Origin of the sequence: Dyella caseinilytica (assembly GCF_016865235.1) — a bacterium.
Lineage (GTDB): Bacteria > Pseudomonadota > Gammaproteobacteria > Xanthomonadales > Rhodanobacteraceae > Dyella_B > Dyella_B caseinilytica.
In genome coordinates this window covers 4,685,078-4,707,967 of record NZ_CP064030.1, presented here as the reverse complement: position 1 = coordinate 4,707,967, position 22,890 = coordinate 4,685,078, and the positions used below count along the sequence as shown (strand labels likewise).

At 59.3% G+C, this 22,890-nt stretch carries 22 protein-coding genes; 7 read left to right on the top strand and 15 right to left on the bottom strand.

Annotated elements, in window-relative coordinates:
- Window positions 1-124: 124 nt before the first annotated feature.
- From ISN74_RS20585 to dnaA, 5 genes are all read right to left on the bottom strand, one after another.
- Window positions 125-1,432, bottom strand: coding sequence for a tetratricopeptide repeat protein (locus tag ISN74_RS20585; protein WP_188795944.1), 1,308 nt, complete (start codon window positions 1,430-1,432; stop codon window positions 125-127).
- Window positions 1,433-1,736: 304 nt separating this feature from the next.
- Window positions 1,737-4,151, bottom strand: a complete 2,415-nt coding sequence (gene gyrB, locus ISN74_RS20580; RefSeq protein ID WP_188795943.1) for a DNA topoisomerase (ATP-hydrolyzing) subunit B — start codon at window positions 4,149-4,151, stop codon at window positions 1,737-1,739.
- A gap of 75 nt (window positions 4,152-4,226) precedes the next feature.
- Window positions 4,227-5,306: a DNA replication/repair protein RecF gene (recF, locus tag ISN74_RS20575; protein ID WP_188795942.1), complete on the bottom strand. Its 1,080-nt coding sequence runs from the start codon at window positions 5,304-5,306 to the stop codon at window positions 4,227-4,229.
- Window positions 5,307-5,394: 88 nt separating this feature from the next.
- Complete coding sequence (dnaN, locus tag ISN74_RS20570; protein WP_188795941.1) at window positions 5,395-6,495, bottom strand: DNA polymerase III subunit beta; 1,101 nt, start codon at window positions 6,493-6,495, stop codon at window positions 5,395-5,397.
- A gap of 245 nt (window positions 6,496-6,740) precedes the next feature.
- Window positions 6,741-8,084, bottom strand: a complete 1,344-nt coding sequence (dnaA, locus tag ISN74_RS20565) for a chromosomal replication initiator protein DnaA (protein ID WP_188795940.1) — start codon at window positions 8,082-8,084, stop codon at window positions 6,741-6,743.
- Window positions 8,085-8,265: 181 nt separating this feature from the next.
- Between dnaA and rpmH the strand changes: the two genes are divergently transcribed.
- From rpmH to ISN74_RS20535, 6 genes are all read left to right on the top strand, one after another.
- Window positions 8,266-8,400, top strand: coding sequence for a 50S ribosomal protein L34 (gene rpmH, locus ISN74_RS20560; protein ID WP_049621303.1), 135 nt, complete (start codon window positions 8,266-8,268; stop codon window positions 8,398-8,400).
- A gap of 11 nt (window positions 8,401-8,411) precedes the next feature.
- Entirely contained in the window at window positions 8,412-8,792 is a 381-nt protein-coding gene (gene rnpA, locus ISN74_RS20555) for a ribonuclease P protein component (RefSeq protein ID WP_188795939.1), read from the top strand.
- 61 nt (window positions 8,793-8,853) lie between these two features.
- Complete coding sequence (gene yidC / locus ISN74_RS20550; RefSeq protein WP_188795938.1) at window positions 8,854-10,539, top strand: membrane protein insertase YidC; 1,686 nt, start codon at window positions 8,854-8,856, stop codon at window positions 10,537-10,539.
- A gap of 55 nt (window positions 10,540-10,594) precedes the next feature.
- A complete protein-coding gene (gene mnmE, locus ISN74_RS20545) occupies window positions 10,595-11,947 on the top strand; it encodes a tRNA uridine-5-carboxymethylaminomethyl(34) synthesis GTPase MnmE (protein WP_188795937.1) in 1,353 nt (450 codons plus the stop codon).
- 110 nt (window positions 11,948-12,057) lie between these two features.
- Window positions 12,058-13,272 (top strand): acyltransferase family protein, encoded by a 1,215-nt coding sequence (locus ISN74_RS20540; RefSeq protein ID WP_188795936.1) that lies wholly within the window; start codon window positions 12,058-12,060, stop codon window positions 13,270-13,272.
- A 6-nt stretch (window positions 13,273-13,278) separates the two neighbouring features.
- Window positions 13,279-14,067, top strand: a complete 789-nt coding sequence (locus ISN74_RS20535; protein ID WP_188795935.1) for a dienelactone hydrolase family protein — start codon at window positions 13,279-13,281, stop codon at window positions 14,065-14,067.
- A 35-nt stretch (window positions 14,068-14,102) separates the two neighbouring features.
- On the opposite strand, the gene rbsK is transcribed toward ISN74_RS20535, so the two are convergent.
- Both rbsK and ISN74_RS20525 read right to left on the bottom strand, forming a co-directional pair.
- Window positions 14,103-14,990: a ribokinase gene (gene rbsK, locus ISN74_RS20530; RefSeq protein ID WP_188795934.1), complete on the bottom strand. Its 888-nt coding sequence runs from the start codon at window positions 14,988-14,990 to the stop codon at window positions 14,103-14,105.
- Between the two features lie 146 nt (window positions 14,991-15,136).
- A complete protein-coding gene (locus tag ISN74_RS20525; RefSeq protein ID WP_188795933.1) occupies window positions 15,137-15,574 on the bottom strand; it encodes a hypothetical protein in 438 nt (145 codons plus the stop codon).
- Window positions 15,575-15,758: 184 nt separating this feature from the next.
- Between ISN74_RS20525 and ISN74_RS20520 the strand changes: the two genes are divergently transcribed.
- Window positions 15,759-16,445, top strand: coding sequence for a glutathione binding-like protein (locus tag ISN74_RS20520; RefSeq protein ID WP_188795932.1), 687 nt, complete (start codon window positions 15,759-15,761; stop codon window positions 16,443-16,445).
- Window positions 16,446-16,719: 274 nt separating this feature from the next.
- Here the strand turns inward: ISN74_RS20520 and ISN74_RS20515 are convergent, their stop codons facing one another.
- The 8 genes from ISN74_RS20515 to lptM all read right to left on the bottom strand — a co-directional run bounded on the left by ISN74_RS20515 (window position 16,720) and on the right by lptM (window position 22,885).
- Window positions 16,720-17,334 carry a hypothetical protein gene (locus ISN74_RS20515; RefSeq protein WP_188795931.1) on the bottom strand — a complete coding sequence of 205 codons (615 nt, stop codon included), beginning with the start codon at window positions 17,332-17,334 and terminating at the stop codon, window positions 16,720-16,722.
- A gap of 110 nt (window positions 17,335-17,444) precedes the next feature.
- Window positions 17,445-18,785: an ATP-dependent protease ATPase subunit HslU gene (gene hslU, locus ISN74_RS20510; protein ID WP_188795930.1), complete on the bottom strand. Its 1,341-nt coding sequence runs from the start codon at window positions 18,783-18,785 to the stop codon at window positions 17,445-17,447.
- Window positions 18,786-18,873: 88 nt separating this feature from the next.
- Window positions 18,874-19,407, bottom strand: coding sequence for an ATP-dependent protease subunit HslV (gene hslV, locus ISN74_RS20505; protein WP_188795929.1), 534 nt, complete (start codon window positions 19,405-19,407; stop codon window positions 18,874-18,876).
- 119 nt (window positions 19,408-19,526) lie between these two features.
- Window positions 19,527-19,877, bottom strand: coding sequence for a GlpM family protein (locus ISN74_RS20500; RefSeq protein ID WP_188795927.1), 351 nt, complete (start codon window positions 19,875-19,877; stop codon window positions 19,527-19,529).
- The gene (gene xerC, locus ISN74_RS20495; RefSeq protein ID WP_188795925.1) at window positions 19,877-20,767 is read right to left on the bottom strand and encodes a tyrosine recombinase XerC; all 891 of its coding nucleotides are present in this window, start codon (window positions 20,765-20,767) and stop codon (window positions 19,877-19,879) included. The genes ISN74_RS20500 and xerC overlap by 1 nt, the downstream gene beginning before the upstream one ends.
- Window positions 20,768-20,770: 3 nt before the next feature.
- The gene (locus ISN74_RS20490; protein WP_188795923.1) at window positions 20,771-21,454 is read right to left on the bottom strand and encodes a DUF484 family protein; all 684 of its coding nucleotides are present in this window, start codon (window positions 21,452-21,454) and stop codon (window positions 20,771-20,773) included.
- A gap of 352 nt (window positions 21,455-21,806) precedes the next feature.
- Window positions 21,807-22,655: a diaminopimelate epimerase gene (gene dapF, locus ISN74_RS20485; RefSeq protein ID WP_188795921.1), complete on the bottom strand. Its 849-nt coding sequence runs from the start codon at window positions 22,653-22,655 to the stop codon at window positions 21,807-21,809.
- Between the two features lie 14 nt (window positions 22,656-22,669).
- Window positions 22,670-22,885 (bottom strand): LPS translocon maturation chaperone LptM, encoded by a 216-nt coding sequence (gene lptM / locus ISN74_RS20480; protein ID WP_188795919.1) that lies wholly within the window; start codon window positions 22,883-22,885, stop codon window positions 22,670-22,672.
- Window positions 22,886-22,890: the final 5 nt, after the last annotated feature.

Below are 22,890 nucleotides of genomic sequence, written 5' to 3'. Positions count from 1 at the left end.
CAATGCGGGAAAAGTCCAACGGTACAACAGCACATGGCGTTTGTATAGCTTTCGTGTAGGCGGGAGATGGCAATCGAATGGACGTCCATCTGGCCAACGGAAAACAAACGCCAGAGCTTAGAGATTAATTGCCAATGTTGGCGTCCTTGAGCCACTTCTTGGCTTGAGCGGCCGTCTCCGGGTCCTTTTCCGCTTCCATGACTGCATCGGCCGCAGCTGCCTTGTCCTTGAGCCCAATGTTTGCCTGGGCCAGTGCCATATAAGCCTTGCCCTTGTGCTTCACACCTTTGCTGATGGCTTGCTGCAGCACCGGCTTGGCTTGGCTGAACTCGCTTGCCATCACGTAGGCAACGCCCGCCTTGTAAGCAGACTCGCCATCGCTCGCCGACGGAATGGCCTTCTGATAGGCCGCAGCGGCTTCGGTGTAGTTCTGCCCGATCATGTTGGCGTCGCCGATCAGCGTGTAGTTGTCGGCGGTCGGCTTCACGATGCCCTTGCTCATGCCGTCCTGCAGCGCCTGCACGGCCTTGGACGTATCAGCGGAAGGATCCTGGTTGCTGTCGCTCTGTGCATCATTCATGTAGAGCTTGGCCATCGTGACGTAGTCGTTCTCGGTGAACGGTACTTTGCCTTCGGCCTTGGTTTGTTCCATCAGCTTCAACGCGTCGACGTAGTTCTGCGACTGGATGTCCAGGCTCAACGCATTGTGAAAACTGGTGGGATCGGTCGGCGACGTAGCAACTGCCTGCTTGGCAAGTGCTGCTGCCTTGTCCTTCTGACCGGAATCGCTGTAAGCGAGCATCAACAGCTGATTCCAGCGCGGATCGGCTTTGTCCCCAGCCATCGACTGCGCTTTCTGGATCGCAGTGATCGATTCGGGGTATTTCTGCATGCGGTAATAGGCTTCGCCTTCCAGCGCATAGGATTCGGGCGTTTCCTTTTTGCCTTCTGCGCGCCATTTTTCGACGGTATCGATGGCCGGCTGGTATTGCTGGTTGAGCAGGTAGAACGTGGCCAGTTCGTATTCGATCTGGAAGTACGCGTCGTTGGGCAACACGCCGTTGGCGAGCGCCTTGTTCAATTTGTCGATGCCGGCCGGCAGGTTGTTGCTGGTGGCGTCGATGCGGGCTAGCGCTTGCAGCGCCATGGCCTGCACATATTTGCTTTTGCTGCTGTCGACGAGCGGCTGCAGGATCTGCGTAGCCTTGTCCTTGTCGTTGTTTTGAACGGCATCGATGCCTTCGTTGAGCGCCTTCTGCTCCTTGGCGTCGGTGAGGTCCAGCTTCGGTTCTTTGCGGGTCGCGTTGGGATACAGCGGAGCCGCTTTCTGCTGGTCGCTCGACGACGAGTTGTCGCTCGCTAGCGCCGGAGTGCTTGCCAACATCAACGCAAACGCTGCGCCGGCCAGCATCTTCAGGGAAGCGTGTTTCATGGCGTTCCTCAAAATGAAAGGAGTCGGTATTTCACGCACGAACTGTGCGGGGGATCACTGAGATTAACCCGAGCCGACCATCGATAACAAGTCGCAGTGCGACATCAAAGCCATTTACGAATCAATAACTTATGACATCTTCGCCATACGCGCCCGCATTTTTTGCGCTTGACATTCGTGAATATGGTTTTTTGTTGGTGGCGATGAACACATTCTCCTTTTGCGCATCGCGTTATCGCTAGCTAATGCGTTAGTGCAAGCTCTAAAAAAAAGCGCGGCATGGTGGCCGCGCCTTTGATCTGCATCAGATGTCGAGATTGGCGACTTTCAACGCGTTGGCCTCGATGAAGTCGCGGCGCGGTTCCACCGCTTCGCCCATCAGCATCGAGAACATCTGGTCTGCTGCGATGGCGTCTTCGACGCCTACCTGCAACATGCGGCGCGTTTCGGGATTCACCGTGGTTTCCCACAGCTGCTCCGGATTCATTTCACCCAGGCCCTTGAAGCGTTGGATGGTACGACCCTTCTTCGCTTCATCCAGCAACCAGCTACGCGCATCCGCAAAGCGAAGCACGCCGCGCGAAGCATTGCCACGTCGCGCGATCGCGTCGGGCTGGATCAATCCCGCCAGCTGTTGGCTGATCACGTGAATTGGGCGGAATTCCGAACCATTGAAGAACGGCTGCGGCAGCAACCAGGTGTGGCTGAGGCCGTGCTGATCACGCACAACTTCGACCGCCGCGGGATGCTCGCCATCTGCCGGGCGCAGCGAAAGCCGATAGCGCGGTTTGCCCAGACCACTGGAAGCGAGGTTCTTCGCTACGCCGTCCAGCCAGATTTGCATAGCAGCAGGATCGGTCCAGTGATGCGAATCCAGCGGCGCGTGCTCCAGCATCGCAGTGAGCACGTTGGCATCGAAGCGATGGCCGAGGCGTTCGATCTGATCCAAGGCAACCTGGTAATCACGCAGCAGTTTTTCCAGCGCTTCGCCGCTGATTGGCGGCGCAGCAGGGCTGTAGATCAGCTCTGCGTTGTCGACAGCACTGGAAATCAGATAGGCGTTGAGCGCTGTGTCGTCCTTCAGATACAGCTCCTGCTTGCCCTGCTTGAGTTTGTACAGCGGCGGCAAGCCGATGTAGACGTGGCCGCGCTCGATCAGTTCCGGCATTTGGCGGTAGAAAAACGTCAACAGCAGCGTGCGGATATGCGAGCCGTCTACGTCCGCGTCGGTCATGATGATGATGCGGTGATAGCGCAGCTTTTCGGGGTTGTAATCCTCTTTGCCGATGCCCGTGCCGAGCGCGGTAATCAGGGTGCCGACTTCGGCCGAGGAAAGCATCTTGTCGAAGCGGGCTTTCTCGACGTTGAGGATCTTGCCCTTCAGGGGCAGCACTGCCTGCGTCTTACGGTTGCGGCCCTGCTTGGCCGAACCGCCTGCGGAGTCACCCTCGACCAGGAACAGTTCGCACAGCGACGGATCTTTTTCCTGGCAATCGGCCAACTTGCCCGGCAGGCCAGCGATATCGAGCGCACCCTTGCGGCGAGTCATTTCGCGGGCTTTGCGCGCCGCTTCGCGGGCGCGAGCAGCATCCACCACCTTGCTGGCGATGGCCCTGGCCTCATTCGGATGCTCCAGCAGGAATTCGCCGAGCTTCTCGTAAACCACCTGCTCCACCACCGTCTTCACCTCGGACGAAACCAGCTTGTCCTTGGTCTGGGAGGAGAACTTCGGATCCGGCACCTTCACCGACAGCACAGCAATCATGCCTTCGCGCATGTCGTCGCCGGAAAGCGTGACCTTGGCGGTCTTAGCCAGGCCTTCCTTCTCGATATAGGCCTGGATCGCGCGCGTCAATGCGGCGCGGAAGCCCGTAAGGTGGGTGCCGCCGTCGCGCTGAGGAATGTTGTTGGTGAAGCAGAACATCGTCTCCTGGTAGGAGTCGGTCCACTGCATCGCCAATTCGACGGTAATGCCGTCCTGCACCGAGGCGAGGCTGATCACGTTCGGGTGCAGCGCGGTTTTCAGCTGCGCAAGGTGCTGTACGAAGGAGCGAATACCGCCTTCGTAGGCAAACGTGTCATGACGCCCTTCCCCGCGCTCATCGCGCAGATCGATGGTGACCCCCGAGTTGAGGAAGGCCAGTTCGCGCAGGCGTTTGGCCAGGATGTCGTAGTGAAATTCGATGTGGGTGAAGGTTTGCGGGCTGGGCAGGAAACGCACCGTAGTGCCGCGTCGCTCCGACGGCCCGATCATCTTCACCGGGTAAAGCGGCTCACCCAGCGAGTATTCCTGCTGATATTCGTGCCCATCGCGGTGAATGGTGAGCCACAGATGCTCACTCAACGCGTTGACCACCGACACACCCACGCCGTGCAAACCACCGGAAACCTTGTAGGAGTTCGCATCGAACTTGCCACCGGCATGGAGCACGGTCATGACCACTTCGGCGGTAGAACGCCCCTCTTCCGGGTGCGTATCGACCGGGATGCCGCGGCCATTGTCGACCACGCTGACAGAGCCATTGTCGTGGATGGTCACGATAACGTGATCGCAGTAGCCGGCCAGGGCTTCGTCGATGGAGTTATCCACGACCTCGAACACCATGTGGTGAAGGCCAGTGCCGTCATCGGTATCGCCGATGTACATGCCCGGGCGCTTGCGCACCGCTTCCAGGCCTTTGAGTACCTTGATGCTGTTCGAATCGTAAGATGCGTTCATGCAGTAACCGTGTCCTGACGCCACTTATCCGCCCGGTACGGCGCCACAGGGGCCGGGCTGGATGCAACCTTCCAATTATAGCAGGGGCGCCAACATGCCTTGTTCCACGTGGAACACCTGCTTTGGAGTCCCCTCAAGCGGCCTGGGGATCTCTGTCCCCGTAAGCAAAACCTGCGCTGGAACTTCAGTGAGACTGGCGACCACAGCGGCCTGATGACTGAGATCCAGCTCGGAAGCCAGATCATCCAGACAGATGATGGGCCATTCTCCCCGTCTTTCCGCGTCCAAATGGGCCTGGGCAAGCAGGCAAGCCAGCGCGACCAGCTTTTCCTGACCTCGGGAAAGGTGTTCGCGTTGCGGAGCATGCTCGAAGGATAGCGACCAGTCGGCACGATGGGCCCCTGAGGTGGTGTGACCACGTCCCAGGTCCCGTGAGCGCTGAGCCGCCAAAATCTCGGCCAACGCTTCGCCATCCGGCCAGCCCGAGCGATAACGCAGGTCCAGATTGCCCAACTCAGGCAAAAACAACGCTGCCTGTGCCCGTAGGTAGGGCAGCAGCGCATCGAGATAGGTGCTACGCCATTGATCGATCACACTCGCTGATCGCGCCAATTCCTGCTCCCAGGGGCCGAACAACGCGTCGTCGAGCGGGCCACCCTTCCGCAGCAGACTATTTCGTTGTTTGAGCGCCCTTTGATAGCGGCGCCAAGACGACAAAAAGTCATGTTCCACGTGGAACACGCCCCAATCCAGATAACGCCGTCGCTCCTCGGCACCTCCGGCAATCAATGCGTGCGAACCGGGTTCAAAGCAGACAACAGCGCATTCCCTGACCAACTGCCCGATCGGAACATCCTCGCCGTCTACCCTCGCCTCCCAACGTACGCCTTCCCGGCCTAATCCCAACCGAGCGACCCGCTGATCATCGTGACGCAAGCTTGAAAAAATACTCAAGGCGGAAGCATTGCGTTGAGTCAGCGCTTCACGGGCACCGCTACGAAAGGAACGTCCATGAGAAAGCAGAAAAGCGGCCTCAAGCACCGACGTTTTCCCTGCCCCGTTGGCCCCCACAAGCACATTGAACCCGGAAGCGAGTTCAAGACTCGCCTCGGTGATACAACGCAAACCGCGAAGCTGAAGCCGCTCAAACCTCATCGACACACAGCCCTAAAATGACGACGCCGGAGCTTGAGGCCCCGGCGTCGAACAGTGGAAACATGCAAAACCAGTCGCATGCGCTAGGTCAGAGCCTCAACGGCATGATGACGTGACGCGACTGCTCGTTGTCGTCTTCCTGCACCAAACAGCTGGATTGGGCGTCGCGCAAGCTCAAACGAGCCTTATCTCCACGCAATGCGGCAAGCGCATCGAGCAGATAGCCCACATTGAAGCCGACCGTCAGATCAGAAACGCCGGTATCGGCTTCGACTTCCTCGACGGCTTCTTCCTGCTCAGGATTGTGCGCAACGATCTTCAGCTTCCCGGGTGAGAATTCCAACTTCACGCCGCGGTACTTTTCGTTGGAAAGGATCGCCGCACGTTGCAACGCACCGCGCAGCACTTCGCGGTCCAGCGTTGCACGTTTATCGGCACCGAGCGGAATCACTGCTTCGTAATCCGGGAACCGACCATCGATCAGCTTGGAAGTGAAAACCACCTGGCCGCGGCGTACGCGCAGATGATTGCGTCCAAATTCCAGTTCGACAGATCCTTCGCCTGATTCGAGCAAGCCGACCAGCTCGTTGACACCTTTGCGCGGAATGATGATCTGCCGACGCGCAGAAACTTTGCTCTCGAGCTGCGTTTCTTTCAATGCAAGACGATGACCGTCCGTAGCAACACATCGCAGGGCGTGCTCTTGCAGATCCAGCAGCATGCCGTTGAGGTAATAACGGACATCCTGGTTGGCCATGGCGAACGCGGTGCGATCCATCAGATCGCGCAGCACTTCTTCAGGAAGGCTGACTCGCTCGACCAGTTCTATTTCATCGATGGTCGGAAATTCGGTGGCAGGCAAGGTGGCTAGCGTGAAGCGGCTGCGACCTGCATTCAAGGCGACGCGATCACCGTTCAACTTCAACTCGATTTTTGCGCCATCAGGAAGCGCACGCACGATATCGAAGAGCTTGCGAGCAGGAATGGTGATTTCACCATCGACCAGCTTTTCAGCTTCGGTCGCAGCAACCATTTCCACTTCCAGATCGGTGCCGGTGAAGGACAGTTTGCCGTCGCCGACCTTCACCAACAGATTGGCAAGCACCGGCAAAGTTTGTCGACGCTCAACCACTCCGACGACCTGCTGTAGGGGTTTAAGCAGAGCTTCTCGTTGGATGCTGAATTGCATGTTTGTGCTTTCCCTATCCTGCAGTTCTGTTTTTAAAAGAAGAGTAGTGGTTGCAGCAGGTGCCGTGGATAACTTGATAACACAAAATTATCGTTCTTAATCAAAGGCTTGCGGAAAATGCCCCTGTGCTTGGAACAGCCCCTGGACCGTGTATCACCAGTGGATAACTTTGGCCCCTCAAAGCGTCCTCATATTATCCACAGGATACCCTGCCGGTTTTCAAGCGCTTATACAATGTCGCGTCCTCAACCCGCCAGCGTGCGGATGAGTTGTTCCCAGTCCTGCCGCATGCGGGTGTCGGTTTCACACAGCTTCTTGATGGTGCGACAGGCGTGCAGGACCGTGGTGTGGTCACGGCCGCCAAAGGCGTCGCCAATTTCAGGCAGGCTGTGTTCGGTCAGTTCCTTGGACAGCGCCATGGCGACCTGGCGCGGACGGGCCAGAGAGCGCACGCGGCGCTTGGACAGCAGATCCTGCAGACGCACGCCGAAATATTCGGCCACGATCTTCTGGATATTGGGCACAGTGACAGCCTGTGCGTGCGTGGCCAGCAAATCGCGCAGCGTCTCTTCTGCGAAATCGGTGGTGATCGGCTTGCCGTAGAAATTGGCGCGTGCCGCGAGCGTATTGAGTGCGCCTTCAAGATCACGCACATTGGAGCGGATGCGCTTGGCCAGCAACATCGCTACATCTTCACTCACTGCTACGCCCTTGTCCTGCGCTTTGGAAAGCAGAATCGCAGCGCGCGTCTCGAAGTCCGGCGGCTCAATGGCTACCGACAACCCCCAGCCCAGGCGCGACTTCAGACGCGGCTCGAGCTTGTCCACTTCCTTGGGATAGCGGTCGCAGGTCAGGATGATTTGCTGCTTGGACTCGAACAACGCGTTGAACGTGTGGAAAAACTCTTCCTGCGTGGTGTCCTTGCCGGCAAAAAACTGGATGTCGTCAATCAGCAGCGCATCCACCGAGCGGAAGCGACGTTTGAATTCGTCCATGCTCTTGGTGCGCAGTGCTTCGATCATCGAACCGACGAACTGCTCCGAGCGTAGGTACAGCACCTTGAAGTGCGGATTGTGTTCGCGCATCAGGTTGCCGGCGGCGTGCATCAAGTGCGTTTTGCCCAGACCGGTGCCGCCGTACAGCAACAACGGGTTGTAGGCGCGGCCCGGATTCTGCGCCACCTGCATGGCCGCGGCCTTGCCCAACTGGTTGGATTTACCCTCAACGAAAGTTTCGAAGGTGTAGTGCGGATCCAGGTTGTGGGTAAAGTTGACCGGCGGTGGTTCTGCTACCGTGGCCGCCGGACGCGCCGTCGCAGGGGCAGCCGGACGGTTATGGGATGCGCCGTTGGCACTGGAACCCACTTCCAGGCGCACGGCGACGCGCTGACCGCTCAACAGCGTCAGCACAGCTTCGATCTGCGGCAGGTAGCGGTCGCGAACGGCATCCAACGTGTAGGGATTGGGCGCGTAAAGCTGCAAGCCGTCCGCGTCATCGCGCGCCTGCAGCGGCATCAGCCACGTGTGCAGGTCCTCGGCGCTCAATTCACCTTCCAGACGCTCGAGACAGCGCCGCCACAGATCACTCATGGATACGTTCAACCACAGCAGGGGCGCTCACGCGCAGGGTGGACCGGGAAGTCTACCAGCACCCACACGACAACTATCCACATGGATATCCACAAGTTGTTCTGAAGCCCCCATTTGACATGAGCCTGCCCCATTCCGCATAATTTCAAATCTTTTTCACCCCAACATTTAGGAGGAAGCCATGAAGCGGACCTTCCAGCCCAGCAAGCTCAAGCGCGCACGCACGCACGGCTTTCGTGCTCGTATGGCCACGGCCGACGGTCGCAAGATCCTTAGCGCACGCCGCGCCAAGGGCCGTAAGCGCCTGATCCCATAAGCATTACGCATATGGATACCGCCGGCCTGCCGCGCAAGGCGCGGATTCGCCGAGCCGGTGACTTCGCCGTCTTGCGACAAGCCAGCGGCCGCCTCGGCGGCCGCTGTTTTTCTGTGCGCTATCGGTCCAACGAACTGGGTTACGCACGGCTCGGCCTGGCGGTATCCAAGCGCGTCTCCAAGCGAGCCGTGGAGCGCAACCGGGTCAAACGGCTGCTGCGTGAGTCATTTCGCCGCGTTCGCAGTCAGCTCCCCGCGTTGGACCTGATGGTGATGGCCCGCGAACAGGCTGCCGGTGTGCCCGGCCCTGAGCTGCTGGCCGAGCTCGATGCCCTGTGGCGTAGGCTTCCGCCGTTGAAGCGCGCTGGCGACGCCGCCACAATCGCGTGCTGACCCCTCTCTTTCTTTCTTCAGTGGCCCGCTGAAGCGGCGCCTAAAATCGGATCGCTACGCGATGAATCAAACGCGCACCTTCCTCATGTTCGCCTTGTTCGCGGTGAGCTTCCTGCTTTGGCAAGCCTGGGAGCAGGACTACGGCCCGCATCCGGTGAATCAGCAGCCCACGGCCTCAGCCACTACGCCTGACAGCAGCACGGTACCGGGCGCTGCACCGGCGATTGCGAGCGGCTCGGCAGAAGGCGCTGCGACAGCGCAACTGATTACCGTGAGCACGGACGTACTACGCCTCACCATCGACACGCGTGGCGGTAGCGTCGTACGGTCGGAGCTGCTGAAGTACCCGGTTGAGCCGCGTACCAAGAAGAATCCGGATCCCGCCCCGATCCGCCTGCTGGATGATGGCGCCGCCGATTACTTCGCCGCACAGAGCGGTCTGGTCAGCGCCGATGGCGCCGCGCCGGACCACCGCACCGTGTTCCAGACCGCCCAGACCAGCTACACGCTGGCAGATGGTCAGGACGCGCTGAATGTCGACCTCACCTGGACCGACGCGTCCGGCCTGAAGGTGGTCAAGCGCTACACCCTGCATCGCGGCAGCTACGTCATCGATCTTGATCAGCAGATCGACAATGGCAGCGGCAAGACCTGGGACGGCAATGCCTACCGCCAGCTGCAACGCGTGGATCGTCCGGCACCGGTCTACAGCAATTACCTGCAACGCATCTCCGACCAATCGCGCTATGGCTTCTTCGGCGCCGCGTGGTACAGCCCGGAGCAGAAATTCAGCAAGCTGCCTTTCGACAAATTCGAGAAGGAGCCGCTGCAGAGTCCGGTCACCGGCGGCTGGGTGGCGATGATGCAGCAATACTTCCTCGGCGCGTGGATTCCGCCGGCGAAGGAAGCCGATACGTTCTCGTCGGCCATCGTCAACGAAGCAGGCAGCACCCCGCACTACGTGATCCGCAGCGTCGGACCGCAGATCAGTGTGGCGCCCGGCCAGCAAGCAAGCAGCACGGCTCAGCTCTATGTGGGCCCCAAGCTGCCTGACCAGCTGCAAACCATCGCGCCGGGTCTGGAACTCACCATCGACTACGGCATGCTCAAGATCTTTGCCGAGCCGCTGCACTGGGTGCTGGCCCAGCTCGACAAGCTCACCGGCAACTGGGGTGTTTCGATCGTCCTGCTGGTGCTGCTGATCAACCTGGTCACCTTCAAGTTCACCAACGCGCAGTTCGAGTCCGCGGCCAAGATGCGCAAGCTCAAGCCGCGCATGGATGCGTTGAAGGAACGCTACGGTGACGATCGCCAGAAGATGCAGCAGGCGATGATGGAGCTGTACAAGAAGGAAAAGGTGAATCCTGCCGCCGGCTGCCTGCCGTTGCTGATCACCATCCCGATCTTCTACGGCCTGTACTACGTGCTGCGCGACAGTGTGGAGCTGCGCCAGGCGCCGTTCTTCGGTTGGATCCACGACCTTTCCGCGGCTGATCCTTACTTCGTGCTGCCGGTGCTCTACACCGTCGTCATGTTGGTTCAGCAGTGGATAATGCCCGCCGCTGCCGGCATGGATCCCACCCAGCAGAAGATGATGAAGTTCATGCCGCTGATGTTCGCGGTGATCTTCCTGTTCTTCCCGTCCGGCCTCGTGCTCTATTACGTGGTCAATGGCTTGTGTCGATTGCTGCAACAGTGGTGGGTCACCCGCCGCGCCGAAGCGGCACAGGCCAAGGCCGCCACCTGATCAACGATACGCGAGGGCGGCCATGGGCCGCCCTCCGCGGTTATGCTGATAGCCCATGACCGCCGATGCACACCATCAGGACACCATCGCCGCCATTGCCAGCGCTCCGGGCGCCGCGGGCGTCGGTGTCGTACGCGTTTCAGGACCGCAAGCACCGAACATTGCACAGACCCTGCTCAGCAAAGCACCTTCACCGCGGCATGTGCACTTTGCGGCCTTCCGCGATGCGGCGGGTGAACTGATCGACCGCGGTCTACTGCTGTACTTCCCTGCTCCGGCCTCCTATACGGGCGAACATGTGCTGGAACTGCAGGGCCACGGCAGCACCGTGTTGCTGGATGCGCTCCTGCGTCGCACGTGTGAACTTGGCGCGCGCCTGGCGCGTCCCGGTGAATTCACCGAACGCGCTTTTCTCAATGGCAAGCTTGATCTTGCGCAGGCCGAAGCTGTTGCCGATCTCATCGCTGCGCGCTCACAAACCGGTGCGCGCGCCGCATTGCAATCGATGGAGGGCGTGTTCTCGCGCAAGGTCGATGCTTTGCTCAAGGCGCTGATCATCCTGCGCGTGCATATCGAAGCCGCGATCGATTTTCCGGAAGAAGAAATCGACTTCCTGGCCGATCCCGCCATCACGCAACAACTTGAAGCACTACGCACACAGCTTGCCGATCTGCTCCGTGAAGCGCGACGTGGTGTACGACTCAATGACGGATTGCGCATCGCCATCGTCGGCCGCCCCAATGCCGGCAAATCCAGTTTGCTTAACGCATTGGCTGGCAGCGAACGCGCCATCGTCACTGACATCGCCGGCACCACCCGCGATGTGCTGCGCGAAAGCATCAGCCTCGATGGCATCGCACTGGAACTTGCTGATACCGCGGGATTACGTGATACGCACGATCCCGTAGAAAGCGAAGGCGTTCGTCGTGCGCACAACGAACGCACCCGCGCCGATGCTGTGCTTCTGGTGACCGATAAGCAGCATGCTGATGCGGATCTGGCTTGGCTAAAAGATCTTCCCGCCGGTGTCGAACGCATCGTTGTCATCAACAAGATCGATCTCGATGGCAAACATGCGCACGAGGAACAACATGCTGATGCGAAGTGGTTGTGGCTATCGGTAAAAACCGGCGAAGGCCTGGAAACCCTCCGCAAACACCTCAAGCAACTGGCAGGTGCTGGCGGCGGTGAAGGTGCGTTCAGCGCACGCCGACGTCATGTCCTCGCCCTAGAACGAGTCGCGGATCATCTCACCCACACGGCAAAAGTCTTGGCTGACACCCGAGCTGGCGAACTCGCCGCTGAAGAATTACGGCAAGCACAGCATGCCCTGGGAGAAATCACTGGCACCTACACCAGCGACGATCTGCTTGGCGCTATCTTCAGCTCGTTTTGCATTGGCAAGTAGTCAACGGTGAGGCGAACGCGAAAAGCGTCTTTGGTTGAAAGAAAGGCAAAAAGCCGGAAATGGCTAAAGAATTGGTTTTTCTCCCACATCGCGCAAGGGACTGACACACGATGAATGCGTCCGCTGTTCCCGGGAATGAACGTGAAGGCAGAAACATTTATATCGACATGCTGCGTGGCGTCTCCATTTTATTGGTGATGCTGCTGCACTACAGCTTGTCCTATCACTTACAGATAAGTCCCCTGCAAGACTGGGTTTCGATACCGACACTACGTGCGATCTTCTACAACGGTAATTACGGCGTCGACATGTTTTTTGTGATTTCAGGTTTCCTGATCACATCCAACATCCTGCGTCGTTACGGATCACTGGCGACTGTCGATGTCGCGCATTTTTACAAGCTTCGCTTCTTCAGGCTCTATCCGCTCGTCGTGTTCGCCCTAGCCGTTATCACTGTGCTTGGGCTTATAGGACTCCATAACTTCTCAAACATTCATCGTGGCGAGAATCTTGGTAATGGATTCTTCCTGATCGCGGATCTGTCGGTGTTGACGTTTTGGCACAACCTCCTCATGGAGGCGGTTGGCTACTTCAATTACGCCATGAACATCTATTGGTCGTTATCGGTTGAGGAAGTGTTCTACCTGCTATACCCGTTGTTACTCGTGGTGGCCCGGCGACGTTGGCAGTTGGTGGTGTTGACAGGTCTGTGCGTGATCATTGCGCCGATCTATCGCGGTATACACAGGGACAACGAGTTGTTTTTCATGTACGGCAACGTGGCGTGCATGGATATGCTGACCTACGGATGTGTCGCGGCTATCCTGGCAAAAAGCGTGAAAGTGACAAATGCGTTGCGACGGACGCTCGCCGTTCTGACGTGCCTCATCGGAGGCTGGGTGTACATGCGAGGCATTAACGGGAATGAAGCGCTCGGTGCTTCGTTCTTGGGCATCGCAACCGCGCTATTTCTCGTTGCTGTGTCACGGTTACCAGCAGATGGTGTCTCCCGTCGACTGGGAAGGCCCTTGGCATGGCTAGGTGCGCACAGTTACGAGCTATACCTGTTCCATATCGTCGTGCTTGGCGTCATCGTCGAGCTTGTGCCAAAGACAGCCATGACTATCGAGCAAAAATTGCCGATGCTAGCGGCATTCTTGGCCTTGTCGGCCATACTGGCATGGCTGGCTGCCCGATTCTTTGGCGATCCATTGAATCGAGTATTGCGTAGCCGTTTTGCACGAGGTGGAGCGAAGATGCAAGACGAAGCAAAAGCACTTCAAGCTGACGCTGCATCGTCCAATGAATACACGCACACTTGTTGAGTGTCGATGTTGCGTAAGACAGCGTCAAATCTAATCGCGCACATCATCTTCAATACCTTGGTCGCGCTGTTACTGGGTTTCTATTTGAGAAACGCTGAAGCGGCGTCTCGCCAGCCGCTTACAGTGCAGACACCGAACGGCAGTGTTTTGATCGAATGTTTTGCAAGCACACATGCCACGTTGCCGACTGTTCTCATCTTGAGCGGCAGCAAAGGATTTGGTTCCCCGGCCTATGACGAGATCGGGAAGACCTTTCTGGATGCCGGCTTGCAAGCTTGCCTTGTGCACTTTCTTTCCCCTACGGATCTAAGCGCCATCGGCAGTGCCGGTAATTCAGAGGCTCGTGAGCGCTATTACGCCAAGCGTCAGTCAGCATGGCTTGTCGATATTCGAGGTGCAATTTCTTATTTTAACGCACGCCCCAATCACGTCGGCAAAGTTGGTTTGCTCGGTATATCGCTTGGTGCGGAAATGGCGGCCGCGGTATCAGCGAATAGCGCGGACATAGGTGCGCTTGTGATTGTAGACGGCAACTTCCCGGATGGTTATTCGCAACCGGTACGATCCTTGCCGCCTTTGCATTTGATATGGGGAAGTGCCGATCGAACCTTCCCCGTGCCGGTTGGATTAAATCTTCAGCGAATAGCGCGACATCTCGTTGATGCTGCAGACATCGATATTTATAAAGACGGCGCGCATGACTTCTTCTTGCGGCCAAAAACGCAACAAGCGCAGGCTGCGCATGTGAGTGCAGCCCACTTTCTTATGTCGAAGCTTTCGAGCGTTGGCCTATGACTGTTGTCCGACGACATTGACGCTCATTCATGGCTTTACCGCGTCAACAAGACATCGATGTCCGCCTGATGCGGCATGCCGCCGCGCGCACCGAGGCGTGTGACTGACAACGCCGCCGCAGCGCAGGCTTTGCGCACGGCGATGGGCAGACCTTCGTGCAGGAAAACAGCAAGTGCTGCGTTGAAGGTATCTCCAGCGCCGGTGCTGTCCACAGCCTCCACACGGAAGCCGCTTTGATGCTGGGGCTCACCTTCCTCGCGATACCAAGCACCTTCCGCACCGCGGGTGAGAACCACGGGGCAAGGTGCACGACGCATCAGGCTGCGAAAATCTTCTGCTGGATCGGCGCCAAGTAGAATGGCGAGTTCGTGCTGGTTGGGAGTGATGTAGCGTGCGAGCTTGAGCCACGTTTCCGGAAGCCGCTGCGCGGGTGCGGGGTTGAGAATGACGGGCACGTGTTCCTGATGGGCAATACGCAGCGTGGCTTCCACCGTTTCAAGTGGAATTTCCATCTGCACCAATACAGCGTCGGCGCCTGCGATCAGGCTATTGGCGTTGGCGACATGCGCAGGCGTTACGCGCGCATTCGCGCCCGGTACCACAATGATCTGGTTTTCACCGTCGGCGACGGTGATGGAGGCGGTGCCACTACCGCAATCCTTGATCCGTGCAACGTGCGTGATGTCGACACCTTCAGCGGCCAACGCATCCCATAGCGGTTGGGCGAAATCGTCGTCACCGACTGCACCGACCATATGCACTTCAGCACCCAGGCGAGCAGCGGCCACGGCCTGGTTGCCACCCTTGCCGCCATGCACTGAGAGAAAGCGTTCGCCGAGCAGGGTTTCACCGGGGCCAGGAAAACGCTGCGCCAGTGTGACCAGGTCCATGTTGATGCTGCCGACGACGACCAGACGTGTCATGTTTGTTCTCTAGCGGTGGTTACCCGCAGAGCGTAAAGCCATCGTCGTTTACCTGGTAGATGTGCCTTGCACGCGTGCCGGCATAATGCCGGCACGCAAGGGTAGAAGGTGTTGCAAAAGCAAATCAGCCGCCGCCCGTGTCGGCCTCAGCCGCCCGTTGATCCACCACCGTTGCCACCATTACCACCGTTCTGCATGTGCTGCTTCATCTTCGCCTTCATGTCCGCGTACTGCGTCTGTTGTGCCGGCGTCAGCACTGCGTTGATTTGCGTATCGGTATCTTGGCGAATGGAATGCATCTTGGTGCGACGATCGTCTTGTGAAAGCGAGCTATCGCTACGCAATGCACTTATCTGCTGTTGCTGGTTCTGCAGGATGGTGGTGATCTTGGCGGTCTGATCATTGCTCAGCCCCAATTTGTTGGTGAGGCGAGCTGCTTGCTGCTGGGGGTCAGGAGCACCGTGTTGATGCGACTCGCCGCTACCGCCACTGGGAGCGTTGTCCTGCGCGAAAACGGCAGGTGCGAGGCTGACGGCGCTGAGCGCGAGGGCGAGCAGAGCGAAACGCGAGCTGAGGCTTTTCATGGGATGTCTCCGGATTCCGTGAGTAAACGCGGCGAGTGCCGTCAGGTGGAAAACGAGGGAGGCGGCATGACGTTTACTAAACCCTGTCATTTCTTCAGCTATTCGTAAGTTTGTACCCGTCGCTTGGCCTTGAAAGCCTGGTCTTCGGCCCCGACGCTTGGGTTTTCCGCCCTGGATCCATCCCATGATCGAGCTGCATTACTGGCCCACACCGAATGGCCACAAGATCACGTTATTTCTGGAAGAGACGGCCCTGCCTTATATGATCAAGCCGGTGAACATCGGTAAGGGCGAGCAGTTCGAGCCAGCTTTTCTGAAGATTTCACCCAACAATCGCATGCCGGCGATCGTGGATACGGCGCCAGCCGATGGTGGCGAGCCGATTAGCGTGTTCGAGTCTGGCGCCATCCTGCAGTATCTGGCCAAAAAGACGGGCCGTTTCCTTCCTGCCGATGTGCGTGGCCAAACGACAGTGATGGAATGGTTGTTCTGGCAAGTCGGTGGCCTGGGGCCAATGCTGGGCCAGAACCATCACTTCAATCGCTACGCGCCGGAAAAAATTCCGTATGCGATCGATCGCTATGAGCGCGAAACGCGCCGTTTATATGGCGTGCTCGACAAACGCCTGACCGAAGGCGAGTTCATTGCCGGCAAGGATTACAGCATTGCGGACATGGCGGCCTATCCGTGGACCGTGTCGTATGAAGATCAGGGCATCAACCTGGATGAATTCCCGCAGGTGAAGCGGTGGTTCACACATATCCGTGATCGCGAGGCGACGAAGCGGGCGTATGCGATCGGCGACACGATCAAGGGCAAGATGGATGCGCGCACGGATGAGGAGGCGCGGCGGAATTTATTTCAGCGGTGATGCGTTGCTTTTCAAGTTGAGGTAGTTGTGCAACTTGAGCAGATGCAACGTTCAGCCTCATCGTCATTCCGGCGAAGGCCGGAATCCATTTCCATACTTGATTGAAGGCCCATCCGTGTTCTTGCGTCTTTCGGACTTGTATTTGACATGGATTCCGGCCTTCGCCGGAATAACGGTGAGGCGTGTTGAGTGATCCGTCAGATTAAGATTCAGCGCACCGTAAAAAAGAAACCCGCCGGAGGCGGGTCTCTTGAGGCAATCCATTATCAAAGTTTCAATGCGCCTGGCCCACGCCAGAATCACCTTGCAACAACGGAGGTGGTGCGCCAGCGACCGCTAGCAACGACTGTGCGTAACCGTCTTCCATAGTGACGGTCGACACTTCATCCCAGCTGAAGAACGACGCCTCGCGCAGCCACTCCGCATCGGGAGTGATTTCCTGCATATTGAAACCTTCTTCCTCAACGCTGACCAGTCGGCCGATGTAGCAGACTTCCGCCTCGTCCTCGCTATCCACATGCACGCCGATCACCGGCGCCATCGCGCTGGCGGCTTGCACCACCTCGCGGATGCTGTCGAGCGGGAAGCTGCGTGGCAGGCGCGGCAGCAGGTTCTTCAGCGTCAACGCCTTTTCCATGAAGAAGCTGTGCTTATCGGGTGCTTCCAGTTCGGTGATGTCACGATGGCGCATCACGTACATGCCGTCGTAGGTAATGCCGTCACCGACCACCCACAACAGGAAAAACTCCCGGCCGACACTGCCGACATAACCGCAGAAGCTGCCGTGTTCGAGGTCGCCGCGCCATAGACGCACCAGCTGCTGTTTCTGTTGCGCTTCGCGGAGTTGCGCACGCTGGCCGGTGGTTTTCAGTTCAATAATCTTACCCATGGGCGCCATTTTACCAGAGGGGGTCCGGCAGCTTGTTTACAGCCTGCTAAGCGCGACTGGTTGTTTGTTTTTCCTTTCTAAAACAATGAATTATAGATAGTGGCAGAGGGTCAGAGGATATACCTGCTGAGATCCTCGTCCTTGATCAGACTACCCAGGTTTTTGTCCACATATTCGGCGCTGATCAGGTAGTTTTCGCCGGATTTGTCTGCGGCTTCGTAGGAGATTTTCTCCAGAAGACGCTCCATCACCGTATGCAGGCGGCGGGCGCCGATGTTCTCGGTCCGCTCGTTCACCTGGAAGGCGATCTCGGCCAGGCGGTCGATGCCGGATGCTTCGAAGGTCAGGGTGACGCCTTCGGTACTCAGCAGTGCTTCGTACTGCTTGGTCAGCGCGTTGTGCGGCTCGCGCAGGATGCGCTTGAAGTCGTCCACGGACAGCGCAGACAACTCCACACGAATCGGCAGGCGGCCCTGCAGTTCCGGAATCAGATCCGAAGGACGGGCCAGCGAGAACGCACCGGAAGCGATGAACAGCATGTGATCGGTCTTGATCGGTCCGTACTTGGTGGACACCGTGGAACCTTCCACCAGCGGCAGCAGGTCACGCTGCACACCTTCGCGGCTGACACCCGCGCCACCCCATTCGGAGCGCTGTGCGATCTTGTCGATCTCATCGATGAAGACGATGCCATTCTGTTCGGCGGTTTCCATCGCCTGCGCGCGCACTTCCTCGTCATTGAGCAGACGCGACGCCTCTTCTTCGATCAACAGCGGACGCGCGGCCTTGATCGCCAATTTGCGCTTCTGCGTCTTGGCGCCACCGAGGTTCTGGAACATCTGGCGCAATTGCTGGCCCATTTCTTCCATGCCGGGCGGCGACATGATTTCCACGCCGACATTCATGTTCACGTCCAGCTCGATTTCGCGATCATCCAGCGCGCCTTCGCGCAGCTGCTTACGCAATTTTTGGCGGGTTTCGGTTTCGATGGCCGAGGCGGGCGCTGCATCGTGGCTCCAATCGCTCGGTGCCTGGCGGCGCGGTAGCAGTGCATCGAGGATGCGGTCTTCGGCGCTATCTTCGGCCTGCGTACGCACACGTTTCATGGCCTGCTCGCGGGTGAGCTTGTAGGCGACATCGGCCAGATCGCGCACGATCGACTCCACGTCTTTGCCGACATAACCCACTTCGGTGAACTTGGTCGCTTCCACCTTCACGAACGGTGCATTCGCCAGGGTCGCCAGACGGCGTGCGATTTCCGTCTTACCTACGCCGGTCGGGCCAATCATCAGGATGTTCTTCGGCGTCACTTCCTCACGCAGCGTCGGATCCAGCTGCATGCGGCGCCAGCGGTTGCGCAGCGCGATGGCCACGGCGCGCTTGGCGTCATGTTGGCCGATGATGTAGCGGTCGAGTTCGTTGACGATTTCGCGGGGAGTGAGTTCGGACATGGTCGGGAATCGTAAATAGGGAATGGGAAATGGGAAGAGCAAGAGCGCGGGTTCAGGGTTCTTCAACGCCCTGTTCGCGACTCCCGATTCACAGTTCTTCGATCGTGGTGTTGTGATTGGTATAGATGCAAATGTCGCCGGCGATCTTCAGCGCACGCTCCACGATGGCGCGCGCATCCAGCTCGGTGTTTTCCATCAGGGCCAACGCGGCGGATTGCGCGTAGGGGCCACCGGATCCGATCGCGATCAAGCCGTGTTCGGGCTCAAGCACGTCACCATTGCCGGAGATCAGTAGCGAGGCTTCCTTGTCGGCCACGGCCAGCATGGCTTCCAGGCGGCCCAGGCGGCGGTCGGTGCGCCATTCCTTCGCCATTTCCACGGCAGCGCGGGTCAGGTTGCCGCCGTGCTTATCCAATTTCTGCTCGAACAGTTCGAACAGCGTGAAGGCGTCGGCCGTGGCACCAGCAAAGCCGGCCAATACATCGCCTTTGCCGAGACGGCGGATCTTGCGCGCATTGGCCTTCATCACCGTATTACCCAGCGTGACCTGGCCATCACCGCCGATCACCACGCGGCCCTGGCGGCGTACCGAGATGATGGTGGTGGCGTGGAACGATTCCATGAAGATCTCCGAAGAAAGGCTCAGCTGCCAAACGTGGGGCCGACGCAGGCTTTTCCAAGATCTATGGGGCTAGTCAAACGACCCATTCCGTCGCCCGTCGCCGGCCGGCGCGACGGGGATCAGCGTCTCTGCCACAACAGCACGGCGCCAGCGGCCACGACGCACCACGCCAATAACGCGGTCAGCAATGCAGGCACCAGCCGCAGGCGATCGACCAGCCAGTAAAGGCTTGCAAGATAGGCCAGATAAGGCACCACCGCCCACATGCCGAACACGATGGTGGCTTTAAGATCCGCCGTGCCGCGTTCGCTGCCGACGATGTAATGCGCCATCAGCGCAAAGGTCGGAAACAACGGCAGCAAACCGGCGATGTAGTAATTGCGCGTGCGTGACAGCACGCCGATCAACACCACCATCAATGCGCCGATCAGTGCCTTGATCAGCAGATTCGTCGTCGATGCGGAAAGCATCAGGAACCTTTGCGCCGCGCGCGCGGATGCGCCGCGTCATACACCTTGGCCAAGTGCTGGAAATCCAGATGCGTATAGATCTGCGTCGTGGCGATGTCGGCGTGGCCGAGCAGTTCTTGCACCGCGCGCAAATCCCCCGACGATTCCAGCATGTGACTGGCGAAGGTGTGGCGCAGCAAGTGCGGATGGACGTGTTTGGCGAAACCTTGCCGCAATGCCAGCGTCTTCATGCGCGCCTGTACGGTGCGCGGGCTGATCGGTGCGCCGTTGCGCCCGCGAAATACCGGCGAATCCGGTTCACGTCCTTCCGCTTCACCCAGCGCGCGCAAGGCGGTGATGGCATGCCGGCCCACCGGTACGATGCGCGTCTTGCGTCCCTTGCCGAGCACGCGCACTTCGCCTGCGTCGAGATCCAGATCCAGCCAGTGCAATCCCGTCAACTCCGACAGACGCAGGCCGGAGGAATAGAACAATTCCAGCATTGCGCGATCACGCACGTTCAATGCGTCACCGCCCTCGGCTTCCACGAGCGCGGTGGCTTCGTCGACGTCCAGCACTTCAGGCAATTTGCGATGCACTTTCGGGCCGCGCACACCGGCCAGCGGGTCATGTGTCAGCAAGCCCTCGCGGGTAAGTTGGCGAAACAGGCTGCGACAGGAGGAGAGCAGACGCTGCAGGCTTTTCGGCGACAGGCCACCGCGATGTTCCGCCGCGACAAAGCCGCGCATGCGGTTGGGAACCAGCGCATCGAACGAGGTGATCTGCTGCGTTTGCATGTAACGCACCAGTTTGCCCAAATCGCGCCGGTAGCCTTCGAGGGTGTGTGGCGACGCCTTGCGTTCGCTAGCCAGTCGCGTGAGCCATGCATCAATCTGGCTTTGAACGTCCACCGCTCAGGCGCCGTCCTTCAGGCGTGCCAGCGCCGCGGTGAGCGTGGCGGCGATCATCTTCAGGAACATGGTGCCCATGCCGGGCTGGAAGTGGTCCGGGTCGTGGCTGCCAATGGCCAGCAGGCCCAGTTCGCCCAGCGGCATCACCGCGGCGGATCGAATCTCCGGCGCGTTCTGGCCAAACAGGCGGTACAGGCGTTCGGCGGAAAGACGGCCCGAAATCGGTTCGTGATGGGCAAGAAAATCCACGAACTCGGGCATCGCCATACGTCCGCCGGGTTCCTGCATCAGCCAGTCCGCGGGCGGCAGGATCGGCTCGCCGAACAGCACCAGCCGGATCTGGTCGGTGCCAAAATCCTCCAGTAGCCGGGCCACCACGCTGCGCGCGGCGATCGCCGGCGTATTGGCGCGCAATACGGCGACATTCAGCTCGTGCACGCGCTGCATCAGACGTTCATTCTCCGCCGCGATGACGGTGAGTTCGTTGAATTTGCGCTCCAGCTCGGTGTTCTTCTCGCGCAGCGTCTGCAGCTGATAGGCCGCCAGCGAAGCGACGGCACCTTGCTCCCGTGGCAGGGTCAGCAGCGTGGCCAGTTCCGGGTAGTCGCTGAGGAAACCGGGATGCTGGCGCAGATACGCAGCGACATCGCTGGCTTTGATCGTGTCGTCGAGCAGGGCGTTGGTCATGCGCGAAACCTCAGGCCGGAAACCATGGGATGCTCTGATCCATTCTACGTGGGTGTCACCGGCTCTGTCCGTTCGCATGCCATAGGATCATCGGCGAAGACAGACTGGCCGTCTGTCGAGACGATGGGCCGAAGGCATGCGGACGGACAGAGCCGGCCCCAACGCGTTGGTTTAAATGATGGGGTGATGAGCAGAAGGCTCGCAGGCTGCGCCGCGCATCTTGAAAAGGCACCCGGCCTTCTCTGTGCCGCGCAACACACCCTGCGAGCCTTCTGCTCATCATGCCACCCGCGCAGAATGGATCAGCGCATCCCAAGGCTAGGGCCGAGTGTGCGATGGACGCGCCGGTACATCAATCACCAGCCTGCGGATCCAGCCACTCGGCTTCGAACACAAACGCCGCCGGACCGGTCATCCATAGCCGTTCACCGGGACCATTCCAGTCGATTTGCAGGCTGCCGCCGGGCAGGTCTACCTGCACGCTGGCGTCGACTTCGCCGCGCTGCCGCAGCACCGCCATCGCGGCGCACGCGCCGGTACCGCAAGCCAGGGTCCAGCCTGATCCTCGCTCGTGCACACGCAGGCGCACGTGCCGGGTGCTCAGTTTCTGCACAAAGCCGGTGTTAACACCTTCAGGGAAACGTGGATGTCCGGTCAGCGCGGGGCCAAGCCTTGCCAACGCCGGTGCGGAAAGATCTTCCACCACCATCACCGCATGGGGATTGCCCATCGACACTGCGCCGATTTCCAGCGGCTGGCCATCCGCATCCACCACATAATGCTTGGCGGCGTGCGGGGCTTCGAACGGGATGCGCGCCGGCTCAAAGATCGGCACGCCCATGTCCACGGTGACGCGATGTGCATCGATCACCCGCACGGCGACCGGGCCGGAAGGACTCTGGATCTGCACGGTATCGTCCAGCGCCAGCGCACCCGCACGATGCAGCCATGCGGCCACGCAGCGCACGCCGTTGCCGCACTGGCCGGAGGGCGAGCCGTCGGCATTCCAGATGCCGTAATAGAACGCGCTCGCGCGGTCGCGCGCCGGTTCGACGCTGAGTAATTGGTCGAAGCCGATGCCGGTGTGGCGATCGGCCATCGCGCGGATCGTCGCCGGACTCAGCGCAAGTGCGCCACCGCGGCTGTCGATCACGGCAAAGTCGTTGCCGCTGCCATGCATCTTGGAGAAGCGTAGGGCCATGACGTGATGCTATGTCAGCTTCCGCTCAACGGCTTGGTGACCACGCTGCTTGAACTGGCCGGCTCCGCGGCCGTGCTCGCATGCGCTGGTGCAGGCGTGGGCGCCGGCGCAGGTTTGGCTGGCGCGGGCTTCAGCTCCGGCGGTGGCATATACAGCGGGCCTTTGTTGCCGCAGCCGGAGATCGCGGCGAAAGCGAGGCAGGCCGGTAGCAGCAGGATCGATCGGCGCATGAGAC